General features: G+C 52.7%; 21 protein-coding genes. 16 read left to right on the top strand and 5 right to left on the bottom strand.

Going from position 1 to position 19895, the window contains the following annotated elements; all coding sequences use genetic code 11:
* Window positions 1–30: 30 nt before the first annotated feature.
* The 7 genes from FHC52_RS09675 to FHC52_RS09645 are packed head-to-tail and all read left to right on the top strand — an operon-like array spanning window position 31 to window position 6637.
* Window positions 31–708: a molecular chaperone gene (locus FHC52_RS09675; RefSeq protein ID WP_126288041.1), complete on the top strand. Its 678-nt coding sequence runs from the start codon at window positions 31–33 to the stop codon at window positions 706–708.
* A gap of 40 nt (window positions 709–748) precedes the next feature.
* Complete coding sequence (locus FHC52_RS09670) at window positions 749–3289, top strand: fimbria/pilus outer membrane usher protein (protein WP_259280421.1); 2541 nt, start codon at window positions 749–751, stop codon at window positions 3287–3289.
* An 8-nt stretch (window positions 3290–3297) separates the two neighbouring features.
* Complete coding sequence (locus tag FHC52_RS09665; RefSeq protein WP_032674606.1) at window positions 3298–4221, top strand: fimbrial protein; 924 nt, start codon at window positions 3298–3300, stop codon at window positions 4219–4221.
* 10 nt (window positions 4222–4231) lie between these two features.
* A complete protein-coding gene (locus FHC52_RS09660) occupies window positions 4232–4741 on the top strand; it encodes a fimbrial protein (RefSeq protein WP_032674607.1) in 510 nt (169 codons plus the stop codon).
* Between the two features lie 12 nt (window positions 4742–4753).
* Complete coding sequence (locus FHC52_RS09655; RefSeq protein WP_032674608.1) at window positions 4754–5263, top strand: fimbrial protein; 510 nt, start codon at window positions 4754–4756, stop codon at window positions 5261–5263.
* A gap of 42 nt (window positions 5264–5305) precedes the next feature.
* Window positions 5306–5992, top strand: coding sequence for an EAL domain-containing protein (locus FHC52_RS09650; protein WP_071993444.1), 687 nt, complete (start codon window positions 5306–5308; stop codon window positions 5990–5992).
* A gap of 3 nt (window positions 5993–5995) precedes the next feature.
* Entirely contained in the window at window positions 5996–6637 is a 642-nt protein-coding gene (locus FHC52_RS09645; protein ID WP_032651576.1) for a LuxR C-terminal-related transcriptional regulator, read from the top strand.
* Between the two features lie 67 nt (window positions 6638–6704).
* Here FHC52_RS09645 and fdhF read toward each other — a convergent pair whose 3' ends face one another.
* The 4 genes from fdhF to ycgZ all read right to left on the bottom strand — a co-directional run bounded on the left by fdhF (window position 6705) and on the right by ycgZ (window position 9918).
* Window positions 6705–8855, bottom strand: coding sequence for a formate dehydrogenase subunit alpha (gene fdhF, locus FHC52_RS09640; RefSeq protein ID WP_008500636.1), 2151 nt, complete (start codon window positions 8853–8855; stop codon window positions 6705–6707).
* 190 nt (window positions 8856–9045) lie between these two features.
* Window positions 9046–9324, bottom strand: coding sequence for a biofilm/acid-resistance regulator YmgB/AriR (locus tag FHC52_RS09635; protein WP_008500635.1), 279 nt, complete (start codon window positions 9322–9324; stop codon window positions 9046–9048).
* A gap of 29 nt (window positions 9325–9353) precedes the next feature.
* Window positions 9354–9674, bottom strand: coding sequence for a hypothetical protein (locus FHC52_RS09630; protein ID WP_045372917.1), 321 nt, complete (start codon window positions 9672–9674; stop codon window positions 9354–9356).
* Window positions 9675–9678: 4 nt separating this feature from the next.
* The gene (gene ycgZ / locus FHC52_RS09625) at window positions 9679–9918 is read right to left on the bottom strand and encodes a regulatory protein YcgZ (protein ID WP_008500634.1); all 240 of its coding nucleotides are present in this window, start codon (window positions 9916–9918) and stop codon (window positions 9679–9681) included.
* 340 nt (window positions 9919–10258) lie between these two features.
* Between ycgZ and FHC52_RS09620 the strand changes: the two genes are divergently transcribed.
* From FHC52_RS09620 to FHC52_RS09580, 9 genes are all read left to right on the top strand, one after another.
* Window positions 10259–11479, top strand: a complete 1221-nt coding sequence (locus tag FHC52_RS09620; protein WP_025911631.1) for a diguanylate phosphodiesterase — start codon at window positions 10259–10261, stop codon at window positions 11477–11479.
* A 188-nt stretch (window positions 11480–11667) separates the two neighbouring features.
* Window positions 11668–12396: a MerR family transcriptional regulator gene (locus FHC52_RS09615; RefSeq protein ID WP_008500632.1), complete on the top strand. Its 729-nt coding sequence runs from the start codon at window positions 11668–11670 to the stop codon at window positions 12394–12396.
* A 313-nt stretch (window positions 12397–12709) separates the two neighbouring features.
* Window positions 12710–13078, top strand: coding sequence for a Fe-S cluster assembly scaffold SufA (gene sufA, locus FHC52_RS09610; protein WP_047742110.1), 369 nt, complete (start codon window positions 12710–12712; stop codon window positions 13076–13078).
* An 8-nt stretch (window positions 13079–13086) separates the two neighbouring features.
* Window positions 13087–14577, top strand: a complete 1491-nt coding sequence (gene sufB, locus FHC52_RS09605) for a Fe-S cluster assembly protein SufB (RefSeq protein WP_126288043.1) — start codon at window positions 13087–13089, stop codon at window positions 14575–14577.
* A gap of 9 nt (window positions 14578–14586) precedes the next feature.
* The gene (gene sufC, locus FHC52_RS09600; protein WP_008500629.1) at window positions 14587–15333 is read left to right on the top strand and encodes a Fe-S cluster assembly ATPase SufC; all 747 of its coding nucleotides are present in this window, start codon (window positions 14587–14589) and stop codon (window positions 15331–15333) included.
* Complete coding sequence (gene sufD / locus FHC52_RS09595; protein WP_126288045.1) at window positions 15308–16579, top strand: Fe-S cluster assembly protein SufD; 1272 nt, start codon at window positions 15308–15310, stop codon at window positions 16577–16579. Before sufC ends, sufD begins: the two co-directional genes overlap by 26 nt.
* Window positions 16576–17796: a cysteine desulfurase SufS gene (gene sufS, locus FHC52_RS09590; RefSeq protein WP_046091737.1), complete on the top strand. Its 1221-nt coding sequence runs from the start codon at window positions 16576–16578 to the stop codon at window positions 17794–17796. Before sufD ends, sufS begins: the two co-directional genes overlap by 4 nt.
* A 14-nt stretch (window positions 17797–17810) precedes the next feature.
* Window positions 17811–18227, top strand: a complete 417-nt coding sequence (gene sufE, locus FHC52_RS09585) for a cysteine desulfuration protein SufE (protein ID WP_032651586.1) — start codon at window positions 17811–17813, stop codon at window positions 18225–18227.
* Window positions 18228–18324: 97 nt separating this feature from the next.
* Window positions 18325–19338, top strand: a complete 1014-nt coding sequence (locus tag FHC52_RS09580; protein ID WP_220420052.1) for a L,D-transpeptidase family protein — start codon at window positions 18325–18327, stop codon at window positions 19336–19338.
* 60 nt (window positions 19339–19398) lie between these two features.
* Here FHC52_RS09580 and lpp read toward each other — a convergent pair whose 3' ends face one another.
* Window positions 19399–19635, bottom strand: a complete 237-nt coding sequence (gene lpp, locus FHC52_RS09575; protein ID WP_001082307.1) for a murein lipoprotein Lpp — start codon at window positions 19633–19635, stop codon at window positions 19399–19401.
* Window positions 19636–19895 lie beyond the last annotated feature (260 nt).

Genomic DNA, 19895 nt, shown 5'->3' with positions numbered 1-19895 from the left:
GTATACGGCCCTTTTTTATCGAGGTGTAAAATGAATTTTCTTAGCAAAACTTTAATTGCCTGCGCAGTGATTTCAGCAAGCGTGTCCGTCGCCAATGCGGGTGTTATTATTGGCGGAACGCGTGTCGTCTATGATGGCAATAAAAAAGAAGCTTCCATTGATGTTAACAACCCGGATAAGACGCCGTACCTTATTCAGTCATGGGTTGAGACATTAAATGGTGGCGCTGAGAAAGCTCCTTTTATTATTACCCCTCCGTTGTATCGACTCGATGGCGGTCAGCAAAACATTGAGCGTGTCGTGGTGATCGGCAATTTGCCACAGGATAAGGAAAGTCTCTACTGGCTGAATATTAAAGCGATACCGTCAGCGCCCAAAAAAGATAATACGCTGCAAATTGCAATTAAAACGCGCATTAAGCTGATATACCGTCCGGCAGGCTTAAAGTCTCAGCAGCCGCAGGAGTTGAGTCATCAGTTAACCTGGCGTCGGAATGGAAATCAACTTCAGGTTACCAACCCAACCAGCTATGTCATTAACTTTAATGAAATCAGTCTGGGCGGTAAAAAAATTGAAAATGTTTCGTATGTACTTCCTGGGGAATCAATGAATTTCACGCTGCCTGCTGGCGCTAACTCAACCTCTGTTAATTATAAAGTCATTAATGATTATGGAGCGGTGAGTGACGTGCAAAGCGCAAGCTTGTGAAAATAATTGGTTTTGGAATGTCGTTTCCAAGGTGACGTGAATGATGATAGTAAGGGAATATAATAATTTTAAACCTGCGCGATTGGCTTTACTGATTGCATTTGCCCTTGCTGGCTCAGTGCAGAATGCCATGGCGCGTGATTACTTCAACCCGGACCTGGTTGAACTCGATAATCCGCAAAATGGAGGTAAAGCCGATCTCGCTGCGTTTGAAGCGGGCTCGCAGGCGCCGGGAACCTATCACGTCGATGTGATGCTGGATAACGAACTTGTTGATACGCGTGATATCGAATTCAAAACCTCTGGTGCTCCCAATGATGAGGGGAAATTAGAACCTTGTCTGACCGTGGAGCAGCTTAAAGAGTGGGGCGTAAAAACCGAGCTATTCCCGGCGCTGGCGGTGGACAACGAGCGTTGTGCGAACCTGCACGCGATACCATCCGGATCCACTGAATTCCAGTTTGGCGCACAGCGTCTGCTCATCAGCATCCCGCAGGCGGCCATTTCTCGTCAGGCGCGTGGATACGTTCCACCAGAACAGTGGGATGACGGTATCACGGCTGCGCTGCTCAACTACAGCCTGAGTGGCGCCAACAACCGCTCGCGCAACGGGAGCAGTGATACCAGCAACACGCAGTACGCTAATTTGCGTCCGGGAATCAACATCGGGCCATGGCGTCTGCGCAACTACACGACCTGGTCACGGGATGAAGATGGCAAGGACAAATGGGACAGCGTTTACACCTACGCCCAGCGCGCGATCGTTCCGCTAAAAGCGCAGATGACCCTTGGCGATAGCACTGCGCCCGCTGATGTCTTCGACAGCATGCCGTTCCGCGGTGCGCAGCTGGCCTCCGATGATGATATGCAACCCGACTCCCTCAAAGGGTATGCACCCGTTGTCCGCGGTATCGCGCGTACCAATGCGCAGGTCATTGTCCGTCAGAATGGGTATGAGATTTACCAGACCTACGTTGCGCCTGGTGCCTTCGAGATTACGGATATGTATCCGACAGGGGGAGCAGGCGATCTGCAGGTCACGATAAAAGAGGCTGACGGTAGCATTCAACAATTCACCGTTCCCTTTGCGTCATTGCCTGTACTGCAGCGAGAAGGGCGATTTAAGTACGCCGTCACGGGTGGGCAATATCGTTCCTACAACAGTAGTGTAGATAAGACGCCGTTTGCGCAAATTACGGGCATCTATGGCTTACCGTATGGCTTAACGGCATACGGCGGTGGTCAAACGTCCAGCCGCTACCAGTCGGTCGCTGCCGGTATGGGTAAGAACATGGGAGATCTCGGCGCAGTTTCTGTCGACGTCATTCAGGCATGGTCCACCCCACAAAATCTGCCGAGCGATAGCGGCCAGTCCTGGCGAGCACGCTACAGTAAGAACTTTGTCAACACCGGCACTAACTTTGCTATTGCAGGCTACCGCTATTCGACCAAAGGCTTTTACGGTATGCAGGAAGTGCTTGATTCTTATGGCGATAACGGTGTGATGCAAAACAGACGTCGTAACCGTATGGAGCTGACGATGAACCAGTCTCTGGGCGGTTCATTAGGCTCGATCATGGTGAGCGCTGCCCGTGAAGATTACTGGAATTCCGGGCGCGCGATGGAGTCCTGGAGTCTGGGGTATAACAATTTCTGGAACGGCATCAGCTACGGTTTGACGTATACCTCAACGCGTAACGGGACGCCTGGTACCTACGGTAACCCGACGAGCTATGACAAAGACCGGATGGTGGCGTTTAACATCAGCGTGCCGCTGGATAAATTCCTGCCGCAGACGTGGGCAAACTACAGCGTCAATAACAGTAAAAATAGCGGAACGACCCATACGGTTGGCATCAACGGCACCGCGCTGGAAAACAATGCCCTGAACTGGAACGTTCAGCAGGGATATGGCAGCAATAATGTCGGATACAGCGGCAACGTGAACGGTGATTACAAGGGGACCTATGCTGAGGTGACGGCCGGATACAGCTACGACCAGAACAATGAGCGTCTGAACTACGGTATCCAGGGCGGGGTCATTGCGCATGCTGACGGCGTGACGTTATCGCAACCGCTGGGCGAAACGAACGTTCTGGTAAAAGTGCCGGGAGCGAAAGGTCTGACGGTGCGAAACCAAACGGGCGCGAAAACGGACTATCGGGGATATACCACGGTAAATAACGTCAACGTCTACCGTAAAAACGATATCGTAATCGACCCAGAAAGTATGTCCGATGATGTAGAACTGGATCTCACGACCCGAACCGTTGTGCCGACTCGCGGAGCTATTGTTCGCGCTGAATATACAGCCAACGTTGGTCAGCGTGCATTGTTTACGTTATTGCGCGGTAACGGGCAGCCCATTCCCTTTGGGGCGATTGTCAGCGTGGGTGGTATTAAAAACAGCGGCTTTATTGTCGGCGATAATGGACAGGTTTATCTCACAGGCCTAGGCGAGAATGTCGACCTTATCGCGCAATGGGGTGAGGGTAGTGATAAGCAGTGTAAAGCCTCATACGTTTTAAAACCTACCGATGTTAAAAATAACATTGCGGTTGTCAGTACTGTCTGTCGATAGGAAAGAAAATGAATGCATTTAAATATTTTTTGCTGTTGCTTTTGACGTTAATATCCGTAGAAAGCTTTGCAGGCTGTACGAACAATATCGCTACGCAAAACTTTAATTTAAATTTTAATACAATTACTGCGCAGCGGGACGTGGCGCCAGGAACGGTTGTCGCTGCACAGTCGGGTATTTACAATGTGAATTTCTCATGTACTGATTCCTCGAATACCTATCAGGAAGCGATGAACGGTACCTCTCTGGGAAATAACCTTTATGATATAGGCGTAAGTGGGTACGGCATACGTGTGTCAGAAAATGATTCAGGCGGCGGGTTCCACCACTACTTTCCTATGGCATTTGCTCTTGGTACTTATAGCGCGTCATATATGTATAAAGTTGAGTTGGTCAGGACATCTGATCCTGCTGCATCCGGATCGCTACGCAGCGGTCAAATTGCTAACGTATCTATTTCAAACCAATTTTTCATTGCGACATGGAACATCACTGGCGGAAGCATTACGACACTTGCCTGTAGTCTTTCTTCTGGATCGCTGAGTTTTCCGATAGGTAATATCCCTGCGACAAGCTTTGGCTCAACAGTGGGTACAACGCCAGTTAATACTCAGGTTTCGCAGACTCTCGGCTTAACCTGCAATCCTGGCGCAAATATCAACATTTCTTTGAGTGGACAGCAAAACCCTGATGTGGCCAATACCAGCGTTTTAGCGTTATCGGGTCAGGGTGGCCCGGGGGTAGCGCAGGGAGTAGGTGTACAAATATTATATGGTGGTACACCTCTTAATCTTAATAATACCGTTTTCCTGCAGCAATCTGGCGGTGGGTTGGCGTCATTCCCAATCGTGGCCCGTTATTATCAGACTAAATCTGTTGTTTTACCTGGGACAGCGAACACAACAGCAACGTTGAACATTACCTATCAATAAGGGGGAAGATATGAATATTAAATGTTTAGTCCTGAGCTTGTCAGCAATGATACCGTTTTTGTCTTATTCAGCAGATACGGTAAATATTAACGTGACAGGTAATATCGTGGCATCACCCTGTATTGTCAACGGAGGAGCAAGCAGCCTTAATGTTGATTTAGGTAATATTCAGGCAACAGCACTGGCAGCTCCTGACTCATCATCTACTGCGGTACCGTTTACACTGACAGTCACAAATTGCCCAACAGGCACCAGTACTGTCCGAGCTGATATAGGGGGTTCTGCATCACATGATGCGCCTAATCTTTATGAGAATTCAGGTACGGCAGGGAATGTTTATGTTGTTTTGTATAATGGCGTGACGGGTGATTCTTTAGGTCCTGGTTCTACAGTATTTTTACCAGTGCAGAGCGACCGTACAGCATCGATGGCACTTAAAGCTGGCGCATATTCTCTTTATGGCAATACGACACCTGGTACGATTAATTCGGTTATAATTGTTACAATGAGTTATCAGTGAAAGTAAAATTATATGAATACTAAACTCTTTTTATCTGCCTTCCTCTTGAGTTCAGCCCCGTTAATTACCTGCGCTGATACCAATATCAACGTTACAGGCCAGGTTATTGCCAGCCCGTGTGTCGTTGACACGGGCACCGTTTCGAAAGTGGTCAATCTGGGGGAAGATACAAAGCAGAATCTCATTAATGCCGGTGATGGGGGCGTCTGGTCTGATTTTGATCTGCTGGTGCAAAGTTGCCCAGCTGGCACCAGCAGCGTAACGGCCAAATTTACCGGTAATGCCGATACGCAAGATCCCACGGCGTGGAAAAACAGCGGGACCAGCAACAATGTGGCATTACGTATTGCCAGCAGGGATCATGCGACAACATATAGCGTGAACAGCACAATGCAGGTGAATGTCGACAGCAGCACGCGCAGTTCGACATTCCCGCTGTCAGCGAGAATGTTTACGCCGCAGGGAAATTCCACTGCCGGAACGTTCCAGTCAGTAATGAACGTTGATTTTACCTATCAATAACGGCTGAAATATCTTTTTCAAAATAATAAGTTTGAGACCTCCATGTTGATTAATTCCTTGCTTGGGCATGCTATATGTGGTGTTCGGTTCCAGCCTATCTATTCTTCACAGGAAAACAAGATAAAGGCATGGGAGATGCTAAGTACCTTACGTCAGGGAATTGACTGCGAAACGTTTTTTGAAAAGATGTCTTTAAATGCAAGCTCTCGTTTGCTGCGCTGGCAGTTGCGTATAATTTCTCTGTGTGAAGAGGCCGGTGACTATTTTATTAACGTCCCCGCAAGGTTATTATGCCAATCCGAATTGGTCAGTGAAATATTGCCCAGCCTGCGTTCTGGTATCGTTATTGAGGTGCAAGATCCATGCAATTTCATTTTGCTAACAAATGAAGAGCGAGACAGTTTTAATACATTGCATCAGAAGATAAAAAAAACAGGTGCAAAGATATGGTTAGATGATGTTAAAAGCGAGCATTTAGCGCTGCTGGGTGAACGTATTAGCGTATTTGATGGCGTTAAAGTAGATAAAAAAAGCTTATGGGAAAATAGATGTACCCCCTGGGTCTTACAATCAATGATAGCTTACTGCTCAGTAATGGTAGAGCAAGTACTTATTGAAGGCATCGAAGATAACGAGCTCTTTGCTTTGGCTCAGGGTTCAGGGTGCAATTTAATGCAGGGATTTCTTTGGCCTGAAAAAAGGTTGAATATTGATTATGTCTCGGTCTAATAAATGATAAATGTTTTAATTAAAGAAGATGACTTTTTATATCACCATAGCCTCAGGTCATTTGTTGAAGATTTTTTTAACAATGAATATGCAAAAAACGTCAATTTTCTCAAAGGCTATGAGGTGGAGAATATTGCTCGGGCGGAAATAATCGTTTATGCGTTCAGCAAAGGTGAGCATTATACCTGTTTCCCAGAATTAAAGTGTGCGCCTAAATGCGCCATCATTGGTATTATAGAAGCGGAAGAACCGTCATCATCGTTTTTACCGTTCTGCATTCAGCAGACTTTCTTTGTGTCACGCTCAGCGCCACTCTATCTGTTGAAAAGGGTATTCCGTCAGGCATGGGGTGCATACAGTGCTTCCGCTCTCCCTTTCTTTTCAAAAGCCTGCGAAAGCTGTAAGCATAAAACGTTATCACAGCGCGAATTAAATATAATGGCCGGGATTTACAAGGGGGAATCCGTCAAAAACATAGCCAGGGAGATGATGCTCACGCCAAAGACGGTCTATGCCCATAAGTATGCTGTTATGCATAAGTACAACCTGAGCAATGAGCACGAGTTGCTTGAACTCCTGAACAGCTTACTGGAAAAACGCTGTAACCCGAATTTGTTTCGCGAAGCATTAGATCAATTTCGTTAGGGAATTACCCGGCCAAAAAGATGATCATCCCAGTGCCGGGTAAAACTTTTGCTAATTCCTGTTTTCCTCAGACGTTCGCCGCACTTATCAGCCGCGACTTCATGGACTGATACGCCGATGCGGCATAGTCCTCTGCCCAGCGCTGGTCCTCAATGGCCTCCAGCTGCACCGCGCAGTACTTCGTTTCCGGGGTTTTGGAGATGGGATCGAGGTTATCCTGGGTTAGCTCGTTGCAGGCGCCAATCCACCACTGATAGGTCATATAAACGGCCCCGGCGTTGATGCGCTCGCTGATGCTTGCGCGGGAAATTACTTTCCCCCGGCGGGAGCGCACCCAGACCAGCTGTCCGTCGGTAATGCCCAGCTTGTCCGCATCGGCAGGGTTCATTTGCACCCGACCCGGCTCGTCGGCCAGGCTTTGCAGCGCGGCACAGTTCCCGGTCATGGAGCGGCAGGAGTAGTGGCCCACCTCGCGGACCGTACAGAGCACCAGCGGGAAATCCGCATCCGGAGTTTCCGCCGGCGCGCGCCACGGTGCGGCAAAGAGCTGCCCTTTACCGCTCGGGGTATCGAACTGATTATCTTTGTACAGGTACGGCGTACCGGGATGATCCAGCGTCGGGCACGGCCATTGAACGTGACCCATCTCGCCCATTTTTTCATACGTCACGCCGTAGAAGAGCGGGCACAGCTCGCGCATCTCGTCCCAGATCTGCTGGTTGGAGTCATAATGCATCGGGTAGCCCATCTCGGTGGCGAGCAGGCTGATGATCTCCCAGTCGCGCTTCACGTTGCCGCTGGCTTCAATGGCTTTGCCAAAACGCTGGAAGCCGCGATCGGCACAGGTAAAGACGCCGCCATGTTCACCCCATGAGGTAGCCGGAAGCAGAACGTCCGCCACCTCTGCCGTTTTGGTCATAAAGATGTCCTGAACCACGACAAAATCGAGCGCTTCAAAACCGCTGCGCACCAGGCCGAGATCGGCTTCCGTCTGGAGCGGATCTTCTCCCATGATGTAATAGGCTTTGACCTTGCCTTCCAGCGCAAGATGCGGCACTTCGGTAATGCGCGTCCCGACGCGATCGTCCATTTTATTGACATCAATTCCCCAGGCATCGGCGAACTTCTGCCGGACCGCCGGGTCGGTCACATCCTGATAGCCGGGGAACATATTCGGCAGGACGCCCATATCGCAGGCACCCTGGACGTTGTTCTGACCGCGCACCGGCCCGACGCCGACGGCGGGGCGACCGAGATTCCCGGTCAGCAGCGCCAGGCTGGAAAGCCCTTTGACCACATCAACGGCCTGACCAAACTGGGTCACACCCATTCCCCACATCACGGTAGCGGAAGGAGCCGCCGCAAAGGTGCGCATCGCCTGGCGAACATCACGGGCGGGGATGCCGGTAAGATGTTCGACCTTCTCAGGCGCATAGTCTTTTACCGTTTGCCGGTAGGCCTCAAGCCCCTCCGTAAAACGCGCCACGTAGCTTTTGTCGTACAGCTCCTCTTCCAGCAGCACATAGCCAAAGGCGTTCACCAGCGCCATGTTGCTGCCGTTTTTCAGCTGAAGATGTTGGTCGGCAATACGCGCCGTTTCAATACGGCGCGGATCGCAGACAATAATTTTTGCGCCGTTTTCACGCGCTTTCAGCACGCGGCGGGCAACGATAGGGTGGGAGTCCGCGCAGTTATAGCCAAACACCAGCAGGCATTTTGAGTTTTCAATATCGTTAATGGAGTTGCTCATCGCGCCGTTGCCGAGCGTTTCCTGTAAACCCGCCACGGACGGACCATGACAGACGCGCGCGCAGCAGTCCACGTTGTTGGTGTTCAGCACCGCGCGGGCAAACTTTTGCATCACGTAGTTGGTTTCATTGCCGGTGCCGCGAGAGGAGCCGGTGGTCATGATCGACCGCGGCCCGTGCTGCGCTTTAATGCTGCTGAGCCTGTGGGCGGTGTAGCGGATCGCCTCTTCCCAGGTAACGGGGGTGAAGGCTTCGCCTTTGCGGTAGCGGATCATGGGCTGGGTAAGGCGGGGGGTGAGAAGACGGGTGTCGTTGAGGAAGTCCCAGCCGTAAAACCCTTTCAGACATAAGGTGCCCTGGTTTGTGACCCCCTCTGCCGCTTCGGCACGGATGATACGGTTATTTTCAACGACAAGGTTCAATTTACAGCCTGCACCGCAGTACGGGCAGACGCTGGCGATCTTTTTCATCAATAACAGACCTGTTAAGAAATGAAGCAAAGTTGACTGGAAAAACCAGTCCCGTATGCGGAGATAAGCAGAAAGCGTGCCAGGTTGGCTTTGCGTGAATTACAGGGTGTTATGGGGGAGGGCGCGTGTCATCGTCAGGCCGATCGTCAGTTTTGACGATGACACGTTAGGGGGCGCGGCGAGCAGGAATTCAGAGATCGTCCATGGTGTAACCCACCACGATTTCCAGCGTCTTACGAATCACATCCGCCTGAACCACGTCGTTGGTGGATTCCAGCGTCTGAATGAGCCAGAGGATGATCGCTTTATTGGAAAGATGACCTTCGGAGGCCAGAACACAGCGTACTGCAGTAGAAAAAATAGCGGACTCTTCAGCAAAACGATCGCCTGCATGGCGGAAATACTCCGCCAGCGCACTGTCTAAAAAAGCAGAGTGATATTCGGGTTGAAGCTGAATATTTTGTCTCATTTGTTCTCACCGTAGCTGTTAAATTGCAGTCAATGTATTTTTTTGGGATCGGACGGTTTTCCACTTCCAAATAACGGCACTACATTGTCTCGGTTATCGTTGAGAGATCCCTCTCTTTTTGATCGTCCTTGCGCGGTTCTGCGACGTGTAAAGGCGATGCTGTTTGAGCCGATCTCGGCAATCACCATCGCAAGTGTCTCCCGCCGCTGGGGATCCTTTTCATGTTCTTTCATGACCCGCAGACGCTGTAGCAAGCCTTCTGTTGTCACCGGCCCCCGCTCTTTCAGAAGAGAGAGAACGGCTTCACCGATAAGCTGGTCTATCAGTCGGTCTGCGTTACTGCGATTCATATCCTTACCGTTCGAAGAGCAGACCAAGCAGCATGTGGTAATGCTCTTCCTCTTCCGGGCCGTCGGCCTTTTCGAGGCGACTCAGCAATTTTGTACAAAGCGATTTGCGATTAAGGTTTCGCCCGTCGCTGAGAATTTCAACAACCACCTGGCCCAGCGTTTCCTGTTGGGTCGGAAGCGCGGCTTTTTCGAAGTACTGTGCGATTGCTGCTGCGGAATCTGCGACGTAACCTTTCTGCTGCATGTTTCGCTCCTGTAAAATTTTGTAATCAGTAACGTTACATTTAAGGTATACACAATTTCCAAATCTGTACATCTAAAATGTACAGATTTTTAGATTTTTTTCGATATATCTTATAAATCATTTATTTTTCATTGCGTTGGGTTGGCGTTGTGATGGGGGTAGAGTGCAGGATATTTTGTACAAAAAGCGCATGTGCTGGTAAGTTGTACAGCCGAGTCAAACGGTCTCATTAACTGCCGTAAATGGTTGAGATGTAAATTATTTGTCAGGCAATTAATGTGCTATAAATAAACATTCCCCACGTCTTTTGTGGCCAAAACCCTAACCCCCTAGGAATAGCATGCTCACAACCATCATTTACCGCAGTCATATCTGCGAGGACGTTCCAGTGAAAGCGCTGGAAGCAATGGTCGCTGCTGCAAATCGTAAAAATCGGCAATCCAATGTCACGGGGATCCTGCTGTTTAACGGCACACATTTTTTTCAACTGCTTGAAGGGCCGGTGGAGCACGTTTCGGCTATCTATGAGCAGATCTGCAACGACCCGCGCCACCATAACGTGGTCGAGTTAATGCGCGATCACGGCCCTGTCCGGCGTTTTGGCAACGTGGGTATGGAGCTTTTTGATTTGCGCCACTTCGACCGGGACGAGGTGCTGCAGCAGATACTTAATAAGGGGACGACACGCTACCAGCTGGCCTATAACGATCGCCCTCTGCAGTTTTTCCGCACCTTTGTCGAGGCCACGGAAAAAGCGAACTATTTTGAACTGCCGCCTGCGGATACATGGGATTTCGTACGCGAAGAGACGCGTTTGTCCGCACAGCCTGAGGTGGTCGCGAAAGGGGCGGATTGCAGCTTCGCGTTCCAGCCGATAGTCGATCCGTTTATGCAGCAGGTTGTCTCCTGGGAGGCGCTTCTCCGCACCCCGTCCGGCGACTCGCCGGGGGCCTATTTCGCCAGCCTTCCGCAGGAGGAAGTGTACACCTCTGATTTGCAGAGCAAGCAGGTGGCTCTGTCTATGGCCAGCGCGCTGGGGTTACAGGACCAGACGTTATCCCTGAACCTGCTGCCTATGACGCTGGTTAACATTCCCAACGCCGTGGATTTTCTGCTCACCGCGATTGAAGCAAACGGGTTTGTACCTGAGCAAATCGTGGTGGAGTTCACCGAGAGCGAAGCCATTTCCCGTTTTGATGAATTCACGGATTCGGTCAGGCAATTAAAAAGCGCGGGTATCAGCGTGACGATCGATCACTTTGGTGCCGGTTTTGCCGGGCTGCAGCTGCTGGCCCACTTCCAGCCTGACAGAATTAAGATTAATCGCGATCTGGTCGCGAACGTGCATAAAAGTGGCCCCCGACAGGCCATCATTCAGGCGATCATCAAATGCTGTTCCTCGCTTGAAATCCAGTTCTGCGCGGTGGGGGTAGAGAAGGCAGAAGAGTGGATGTGGCTGGAATCTGCGGGAATTTCCCAGTTCCAGGGGCATCTTTTTGCCAGCCCCCGGCACGGCGGTATTCCAGCCATTGCCTGGCCGGAGAAAAAGTTCGAATTGTGATAAAGCTGTACACAATCTGGCAGTCGTTACTGTACGAACGGTAAATTTTATACAACAATGTATTAACAGGTGGATGGGGTGGTAAGCCATTCACCCGTTCAAAATGCGGTCTTAGTTATACAAATGGTTTGTACAATCTGATAAGGTTGGTGCAGTTAGGTATGGAAGTTCTGAGCGTGAGGGAGTTAATGGCCTATTACAGTATCGGCGAAGTGGCCGAACGATGCGGTATCAACCCCGTTACGCTGCGTGCCTGGCAGCGCCGTTATGGATTGTTGAAGCCGCAGCGCAGCGAAGGGGGCCATCGTCAGTTTGACGATGAAGATATCCTGCGTATAGAAGAGATCAAACGCCTGATGAAGAGCGGCGTTTCGGTCGGGAAAGTAAAAGCCTTGCTGGAAAACAAGGAAGTGTTGACTCAGGGCAACTGGGTCTCGTTCCAGGAAGAGATGATGACCGTTCTGCGCTACGCCAGCCCGGCAAAGCTGCGCGCCAAAATTGGCGAGTTCCGCCGCGATCACCCGATAGATTCCCTGATTGACAATATCATTTCTCCCGTCCGTCAGCGGATGAACCAGGACCAAAATACCGTGCGTCACATGGCGAGCCTGTTAGACGGTGTCCTGATTGAATTCGCGATTGCAAGCCTGGCGGAGTCCCGTAAGAAAGCCGGTAAAGACGCTCTCCTGATCGGCTGGGAGTGCGATGACCGCACCCATCTGTGGCTCGAAGCCGCGCGCTTAGCGCAGAAGGGCTGGCACATCGACGTCCTGGCAGAACCGATTGATTCGCCGCGTCCTGAACTGTTCCCGGGACAAAAAATCTTCGTCTGGACGGGGAAATCGCCAACGCCTCGACAGCAGGAACAGCTCGACCACTGGCGTGAACAGGGGTTTGCTGTCTCATTTCATCATTAAGTGTAAGAGGCCTTGAGGGCCTTTTTTTATTTTTGTCACTTTCCATGCAAAAGCTATCTCAAAAATAGGCATTTCCAATGCATATTTTACGTTTCTCCTCTCCTACCCATATGCCACGACAAAATGCATTATTAATCAATGTATTGAACAATTAAATCCATCCTGCCTGCATCTTGTCACAGGGTCTATGCTTAATAAAAGTAGGCAAAAAGGGCGGTTTAGCCGAATGCCCCTGCTGACAGAGGGTTGAAGTGATAATCGTTATCACTAACATGGTGTTATGCCCTGATGGCTTATCAGATGAGGTGGACCTATGGAACTGCATTCAGAAACCTTTAATCCTGCCGATTTTGCCTGGCGCGGGTTAACGCTCACGCCAGCGGCGGCGGCACATATTCACGAGCTGGTGGCGAAAAAGCCCGAGATCCTCGGCGTGCGTTTAGGTGTCAAACAGACCGGCTGCGCAGGTTTCGGTTACGTGCTTGATACCGTCACCGAACCCGAGAAAGATGACCTGGTGTTCGAGACCGACGGCGCAAAACTGTACGTCGCGCTGCAGGCCATGCCCTTTATCGACGGCACCGAAGTGGACTACATCCGCGAAGGCTTAAACCAGTTATTCAAATTTCATAACCCAAAAGCCCAGAACGAATGCGGCTGCGGCGAAAGCTTTGGGGTATAGGCGGAACTATGTCTCGTAATACTGAAGCAACGAGTGAAGTAAATACCTGGAGCGGCGGGCACCTCAACTATAAAGAGGGGTTCTTCACCCAGCTGCAGACCGATGAGCTGGCAAAAGGCATCAACGAGGATGTCGTGCGGGCGATCTCGGCGAAACGTAACGAGCCCGAGTGGATGCTGGAGTTTCGCCTGAGCGCCTACCGCGCCTGGCTGGAGATGGAAGAGCCGCACTGGCTGAAAGCCCACTACGATAAGCTTAATTATCAGGATTACAGCTACTACTCCGCGCCCTCCTGCGGCAGCTGCGATGACACCTGCGCCTCGCAGCCCGGCGCGGTGCAGCAAACCGGCGCGGAGAACAGTTTCCTCAGCAAAGAGGTAGAAGAGGCGTTTAACCAGCTGGGCGTACCGGTGCGCGAAGGGAAAGAGGTGGCGGTGGACGCTATCTTTGACTCGGTCTCGGTGGCCACCACCTACCGCGAGAAGCTGGCAGAGAAGGGGATCATTTTCTGCTCCTTCGGCGAAGCGATTCACGATCATCCTGAACTGGTGAAAAAGTACATCGGAACCGTGGTGCCCTCTAACGACAACTTCTTTGCGGCGCTTAACGCGGCGGTGGCCTCGGACGGCACCTTTATTTACGTGCCGAAAGGCGTGCGCTGTCCGATGGAGCTTTCCACCTATTTCCGCATTAATGCCGAAAAAACCGGCCAGTTCGAACGTACCATTCTGGTCGCGGATGAAGGCAGCTACGTCAGCTACATCGAAGGGTGTTCCGCACCTGTGCGCGATAGCTATCAGCTGCACGCGGCGGTGGTGGAGGTCATCATCCATAAAGACGCCGAGGTGAAATACTCGACGGTGCAAAACTGGTTCCCGGGCGACGGCAATACCGGCGGCATCCTGAACTTCGTGACCAAGCGTGCGCTGTGCGAAGGGGAAAACAGCAAAATGTCGTGGACCCAGTCCGAAACCGGCTCGGCCATCACCTGGAAATACCCGAGCTGCATCCTGCGCGGGGATAACTCCATCGGCGAGTTTTACTCGGTGGCGCTTACCAGCGGCCATCAGCAGGCGGACACCGGCACCAAGATGATCCACATTGGTAAAAACACCAGATCGACCATCATCTCGAAAGGGATTTCCGCCGGACACAGTCAGAACAGCTATCGCGGGCTGGTGAAAATCATGCCGACGGCGACCAATGCGCGAAACTTCACCCAGTGTGACTCGATGCTGATTGGCGCTGACTGCGGGGCGCATACCTTCCCATACGTCGAATGCCGTAATAACACGGCCCAGCTGGAGCACGAGGCGACCACGTCACGGATTGGGGAAGATCAGCTCTTCTACTGCCTGCAGCGCGGGATCAGCGAAGAGGATGCCATCTCGATGATCGTCAACGGCTTCTGTAAGGACGTGTTCTCTGAACTGCCGCTGGAATTTGCCGTTGAAGCCCAGAAACTCCTCGCCATCAGTCTTGAACACAGCGTCGGTTAAGGAAAGCACATGTTAAGCATTAAAGATTTACAGGTCAGCGTAGAAGATAAAGCCATCCTGCGTGGCCTCAATTTTGACGTCAAGCCGGGCGAAGTCCACGCCATCATGGGGCCGAACGGTTCCGGGAAAAGTACGCTTTCTGCGACGCTGGCGGGACGCGAAGATTATGAGGTGACTCACGGCTCGGTCGAATTTAACGGCAAAGATCTGCTGGAGATGTCGCCGGAAGACCGCGCGGGCGAGGGCATCTTTATGGCCTTCCAGTATCCGGTAGAAATCCCCGGCGTCAGCAACCAGTTCTTCCTGCAAACCGCGCTCAACGCGGTGCGGAAATACCGGGGGCTGGAGGCGCTCGACCGCTTCGACTTCCAGGATTTAATGGAAGAGAAAATCAAGCTGCTGAAAATGCCGGAAGATTTGCTCACCCGCTCGGTGAACGTCGGTTTTTCCGGCGGTGAGAAAAAGCGTAACGACATTCTGCAGATGGCGGTGCTGGAGCCCGAGCTGTGCATTCTGGATGAGACCGATTCCGGTCTGGATATCGATGCCCTGAAGATTGTCGCCGACGGGGTGAACGCCCTGCGCGACGGCAAGCGCTCGTTTATTATCGTCACCCACTACCAGCGCATTCTGGACTACATCAAGCCGGATTACGTCCACGTGCTTTACCAGGGACGCATTGTGAAATCCGGTGATTTCACGCTGGTTAAACAACTGGAGGAGCAGGGTTATGGCTGGCTTACCGAACAGCAGTAATGCGCTCCAGCAGTGGCACCGGCTGTTTGAAGCCCAGGGCGGCACGCGCTCTGAGCAGGCGCAACAGCATCTGCAGCAGATGCTGCGTCTTGGCCTGCCGACGCGCAAGCATGAGAACTGGAAATATACCCCGCTCGATGGCCTGCTGAACGCCGAGTTTGTGACCCGTCTGGCGGATCTCAACCCAGCGCAGCGCGACGCGTTGGCCTTGCGTGTCGATGCCGTGCGCCTGGTGTTTGTCGACGGACAGTTCCGCCCTGAGCTGAGCGACACGCTCCAGGAGAGCGGCTTTGAGATTGAGATAAACGACGATCGCCAGCGCCTGAGCGCCCCGGTTCAGCCTGAGGTCTTTCTGCACCTGACCGAAAGCCTGGCCCGCAGCGTGACGCATATCGGCGTGAAGCGTAACCAGCGTCCGGCCAAACCGCTGCTGCTGATGCACATCACTCAGGGTCTGGACGGCGCCGAAATCAATACCGCGCACTATCGCCACCATCTTGAGCTGGCGGAGGGGGCGGAGGCCACGGTCATCGAACACTACGTCAGCCTCAATGAGACACGTCACTTTACCGGGTCGCGACTGACGATGAACGTGGCGGCGAATGCCCAGCTACACCACATCAAGCTGGCGTTTGAGAATGCGCAGAGCCACCACTTTGCCCATAACGACATTGTCCTGGGACAGGATGCCGCCGCGTACAGCCACAGCTTCCTGCTTGGCGGGGCGGTGCTGCGCCACAACACCAGCACGCAGCTTAACGGTGAAAACACCACGCTGCGCATCAACAGCCTGGCGATGCCGGTTAAATCAGAAGTGTGTGACACGCGCACGTGGCTGGAGCACAACAAAGGCTACTGCAACAGCCGCCAGCTGCACAAAACCATCGTGAGTGATAAAGGGCGCGCGGTGTTTAACGGCCTGATTAACGTGGCGCAGCACGCCATTAAAACCGACGGGCAGATGACCAACAACAATCTGCTGTTAGGTCGCCTTGCAGAGGTGGACACCAAGCCGCAGCTGGAGATCTACGCCGACGACGTGAAATGCAGCCACGGTGCGACGGTCGGGCGAATCGACGACGAGCAGATGTTCTACCTGCGCTCTCGCGGCATCGACCAGCAGGCGGCGCAGAAAATGATTATCTACGCGTTTGCCGCCGAACTGACGGAAGCGCTGCACGATGGTCAGTTAAAACTGCAGGTGCTGGATCGGATCGGTCAGCGCCTGCCTGGAGGCGAAGCATGAGTTTTCCCGTCGAAAAAGTACGGGCAGATTTCCCGGTTCTGACCCGTGAAGTAAACGGTCTGCCGCTGGCCTACCTGGACAGCGCGGCCAGCGCGCAGAAGCCGAATCAGGTGGTGGATGCCGAAGCTGAGTTCTATCGCCACGGCTATGCTGCCGTGCATCGCGGTATTCACACCCTGAGCGCCGAGGCGACCCAGCGGATGGAAAACGTGCGCACGCAGCTTGCTGCCTTCCTTAACGCCCGCTCGCCGGAAGAACTGGTCTTTGTTCGCGGGACCACCGAAGGGATCAACCTTGTTGCTAACAGCTGGGGCAACGCGCAGGTCCACGCGGGGGATAACATCATCATCACCCAGATGGAGCACCACGCCAATATCGTGCCGTGGCAGATGCTCTGCGAGCGCGTAGGGGCGCAGCTGCGGGTGATCCCGCTAAACGCTGACGGGACGCTTCAGCTTGAGCAGCTTGACCTCTTGCTGGACGACCGCACGCGGCTGGTGGCGGTTACCCAGGTCTCCAACGTGCTGGGGACAGAAAACCCGGTGGCAGAGATCGTCGACAAGGCCCATCAGGCGGGCGCAAAGGTCCTGATTGACGGCGCGCAGGCGGTGATGCACCACGCGGTTGACGTCCAGGCGCTGGAGTGTGATTTCTACGTCTTTTCAGGCCACAAGCTCTATGGGCCGACCGGGATTGGCGTGCTGTATGTGAAAGAAGAGATCCTGCAGGCGATGCCGCCGTGGGAAGGGGGCGGGTCGATGATCGCCACCGTTAGCCTGACGGAAGGCACAACCTACGCGCGCGCCCCGTGGCGTTTTGAGGCGGGCACGCCCAACACCGGGGGCATTATCGGGCTGGGGGCGGCGGTCTCTTACGTCTCTGCCATCGGTCTTGATGCCATTCAGGAGTATGAACAGCTGCTGATGCACTACGCGCTTGCAGAGCTTGCCAGCGTGCCGGATTTGACCCTCTACGGGCCTGCCAACCGGCAAGGGGTAATCGCGTTTAATCTTGGGAAACACCACGCCTATGACGTGGGCAGTTTCCTCGATAACTACGGCGTGGCGGTCCGCACCGGGCACCACTGCGCCATGCCGCTGATGGCGTTTTACCAGGTACCGGCAATGTGCCGCGCATCGCTGGTGATGTACAACACGACGGAAGAGGTCGACAGGCTGGTGGCGGGGCTGAAGCGCATTCATCAGCTGCTGGGCTAACGGAGAGGCGAAAGATGGCAGAGCTGCCGGACAAAGATAAATTACTGCGCAACTTCTCGCGTTGCGCAAACTGGGAAGAGAAGTATCTCTATATCATCGAGCTGGGACAGCGTTTGCCGCCGCTCGGTGAAGAGGCGCACAGCCCGGAGAACAGTATTCAGGGCTGCCAGAGCCAGGTGTGGATTGTGATGGCGCAGTCGGATGACGGCACGATCGAATTGCGCGGCGACAGCGATGCCGCCATTGTAAAAGGGCTTATTGCGGTCGTCTTTAGCCTTTACCAGCAGATGTCGGCGCAGGATATCCTCGCGTTCGATGTCCGTCCGTGGTTTGAAAAAATGGCCTTAACCCAACACCTCACCCCGTCCCGTTCACAGGGACTGGAAGCGATGATTCGCGCCATTCGCGCCAAAGCTGCAATCCTTAGCTAGACTTACAGAACAGCATTCATTCTGTTTCGCGAGGTGGTTCCCGCCTCGCTGGTTTTTCAGCTTTCTGGCGTTCTGTCAGTGAATAAGGAATCTCAGCATGAAGCGCGCGTCTCTCATTACTCTATTACTCCTCAGTTCGCTCGGAGCCCTTCATTCGGCCCGCGCGATGGACTATCCGTTGCCGCCCGCAGGCAGTCGTCTGATTGGGCAAAATCAAACCTACACGATACAGGAAGGGGATAATAAGCTGCAGACCATCGCCCGCCGGTTTAATACGGCGGCGCAGGTGCTCCTGGAAACCAACAATACCATTGCGCCGGTAAACCCGGCGCCGGGAACCGTGATAACCATTCCGTCGCAAATGCTGCTGCCGGAAACGCCCCGCGAGGGGATTGTGGTGAATCTTGCTGAGCTTCGGCTCTACTACTTCCCGCCGGGGCAAAATATTGTTCAGGTTTATCCTCTGGGTATTGGGCAACTGGGGCTGGAAACGCCGGTGACGACCACGCGGGTGAGCCAGAAGATCCCGAATCCCACCTGGACACCCACGCCGGGCATACGAGCACGTTCTCTGGAGCAGGGCATTAAACTGCCTCCGGTGGTCCCTGCCGGGCCAAATAACCCGCTAGGACGCTTCGCACTGCGTTTAGGCGTGGGGAATGGGGAATATCTCATTCATGGCACCAGCGCGCCGGACAGCGTTGGCCTGCGTGTCAGCTCTGGCTGTATGCGGATGAACGCCCCGGACATTAAGGCGCTGTTCGAACAGGTGCGGGTGGGCACGCGGGTGCAGATTATCAATGAACCCGTGAAGTACTCCGTGGAGCCGGATGGTAAACGCTATATTGAGGTCCACCGTCCGCTGGCGCAGGTAGAAGGGGAAAATCCGCAGGTCTCGCCCATTACCCATTCCGCCGACTTTGCGGCTTTTGTTTCTCAGGCAGGAAGCGATAAGGCGCTGATTGATAAAGCGCTGTCACGTCGTGCCGGGATCCCGGTTATCGTGTCGTCCGGTAGCGGCCCGTCAGCCAGCAATAGCGTGTTGTCGGTGCAGAACAGCCGGGTGTCTGCTGCGGTGGCGGAAGATGAAGGGGAGAGGGTGACGCAGTAGGCGTTTGACGCAGGCAAAAAAAATGGCGCACAATGTGCGCCATTTTATTAACAGGTACTATTACTTACGGTATTTAGTAGCCTGGTTGTCCAGACGCTGGTTAGCGCGAGCTGCGTCGTCTTTAGCAGCCTGAACGTCGGAACGCATTGCGTTCACGTCGTTGCTCAGCTGGTCAACTTTAGCGTTCAGAGTCTGAACGTCAGAAGACAGCTGATCGATTTTAGCGTTGCTGGAGCAACCAGCCAGCAGAGTAGAACCCAGGATTACCGCGCCCAGTACCAGTTTAGTACGATTCATTATTAATACCCTCTAGATTGAGTTAATCTCCATGTAGCGTTACAAGTATTACACAAAGTTTTTTGGGTTGAGAATATTTTTTTGATGGGAATACACCTATTTTTGATCGTTCGCTCAAAGAAGCACCGAATCAGCCCTTTTCGGGCAAAAATCTAAGGAAAAAAAGGCATTTATCATCGGATTCATCTTAGATAATTCGCAATTAAATAGAAAAACCCGATTTGCATTTTGAATGCGTTTGGCTAATGCCGGGAATAAAA

It is taken from the genome of Enterobacter sp. EC_64, from assembly GCF_019584165.1.
Classification (GTDB): Bacteria; Pseudomonadota; Gammaproteobacteria; order Enterobacterales; family Enterobacteriaceae; genus Enterobacter; species Enterobacter roggenkampii.
The sequence above is the reverse complement of the archived record's forward strand: the minus strand, read 5'-3'. Positions and strand labels throughout refer to the sequence as shown.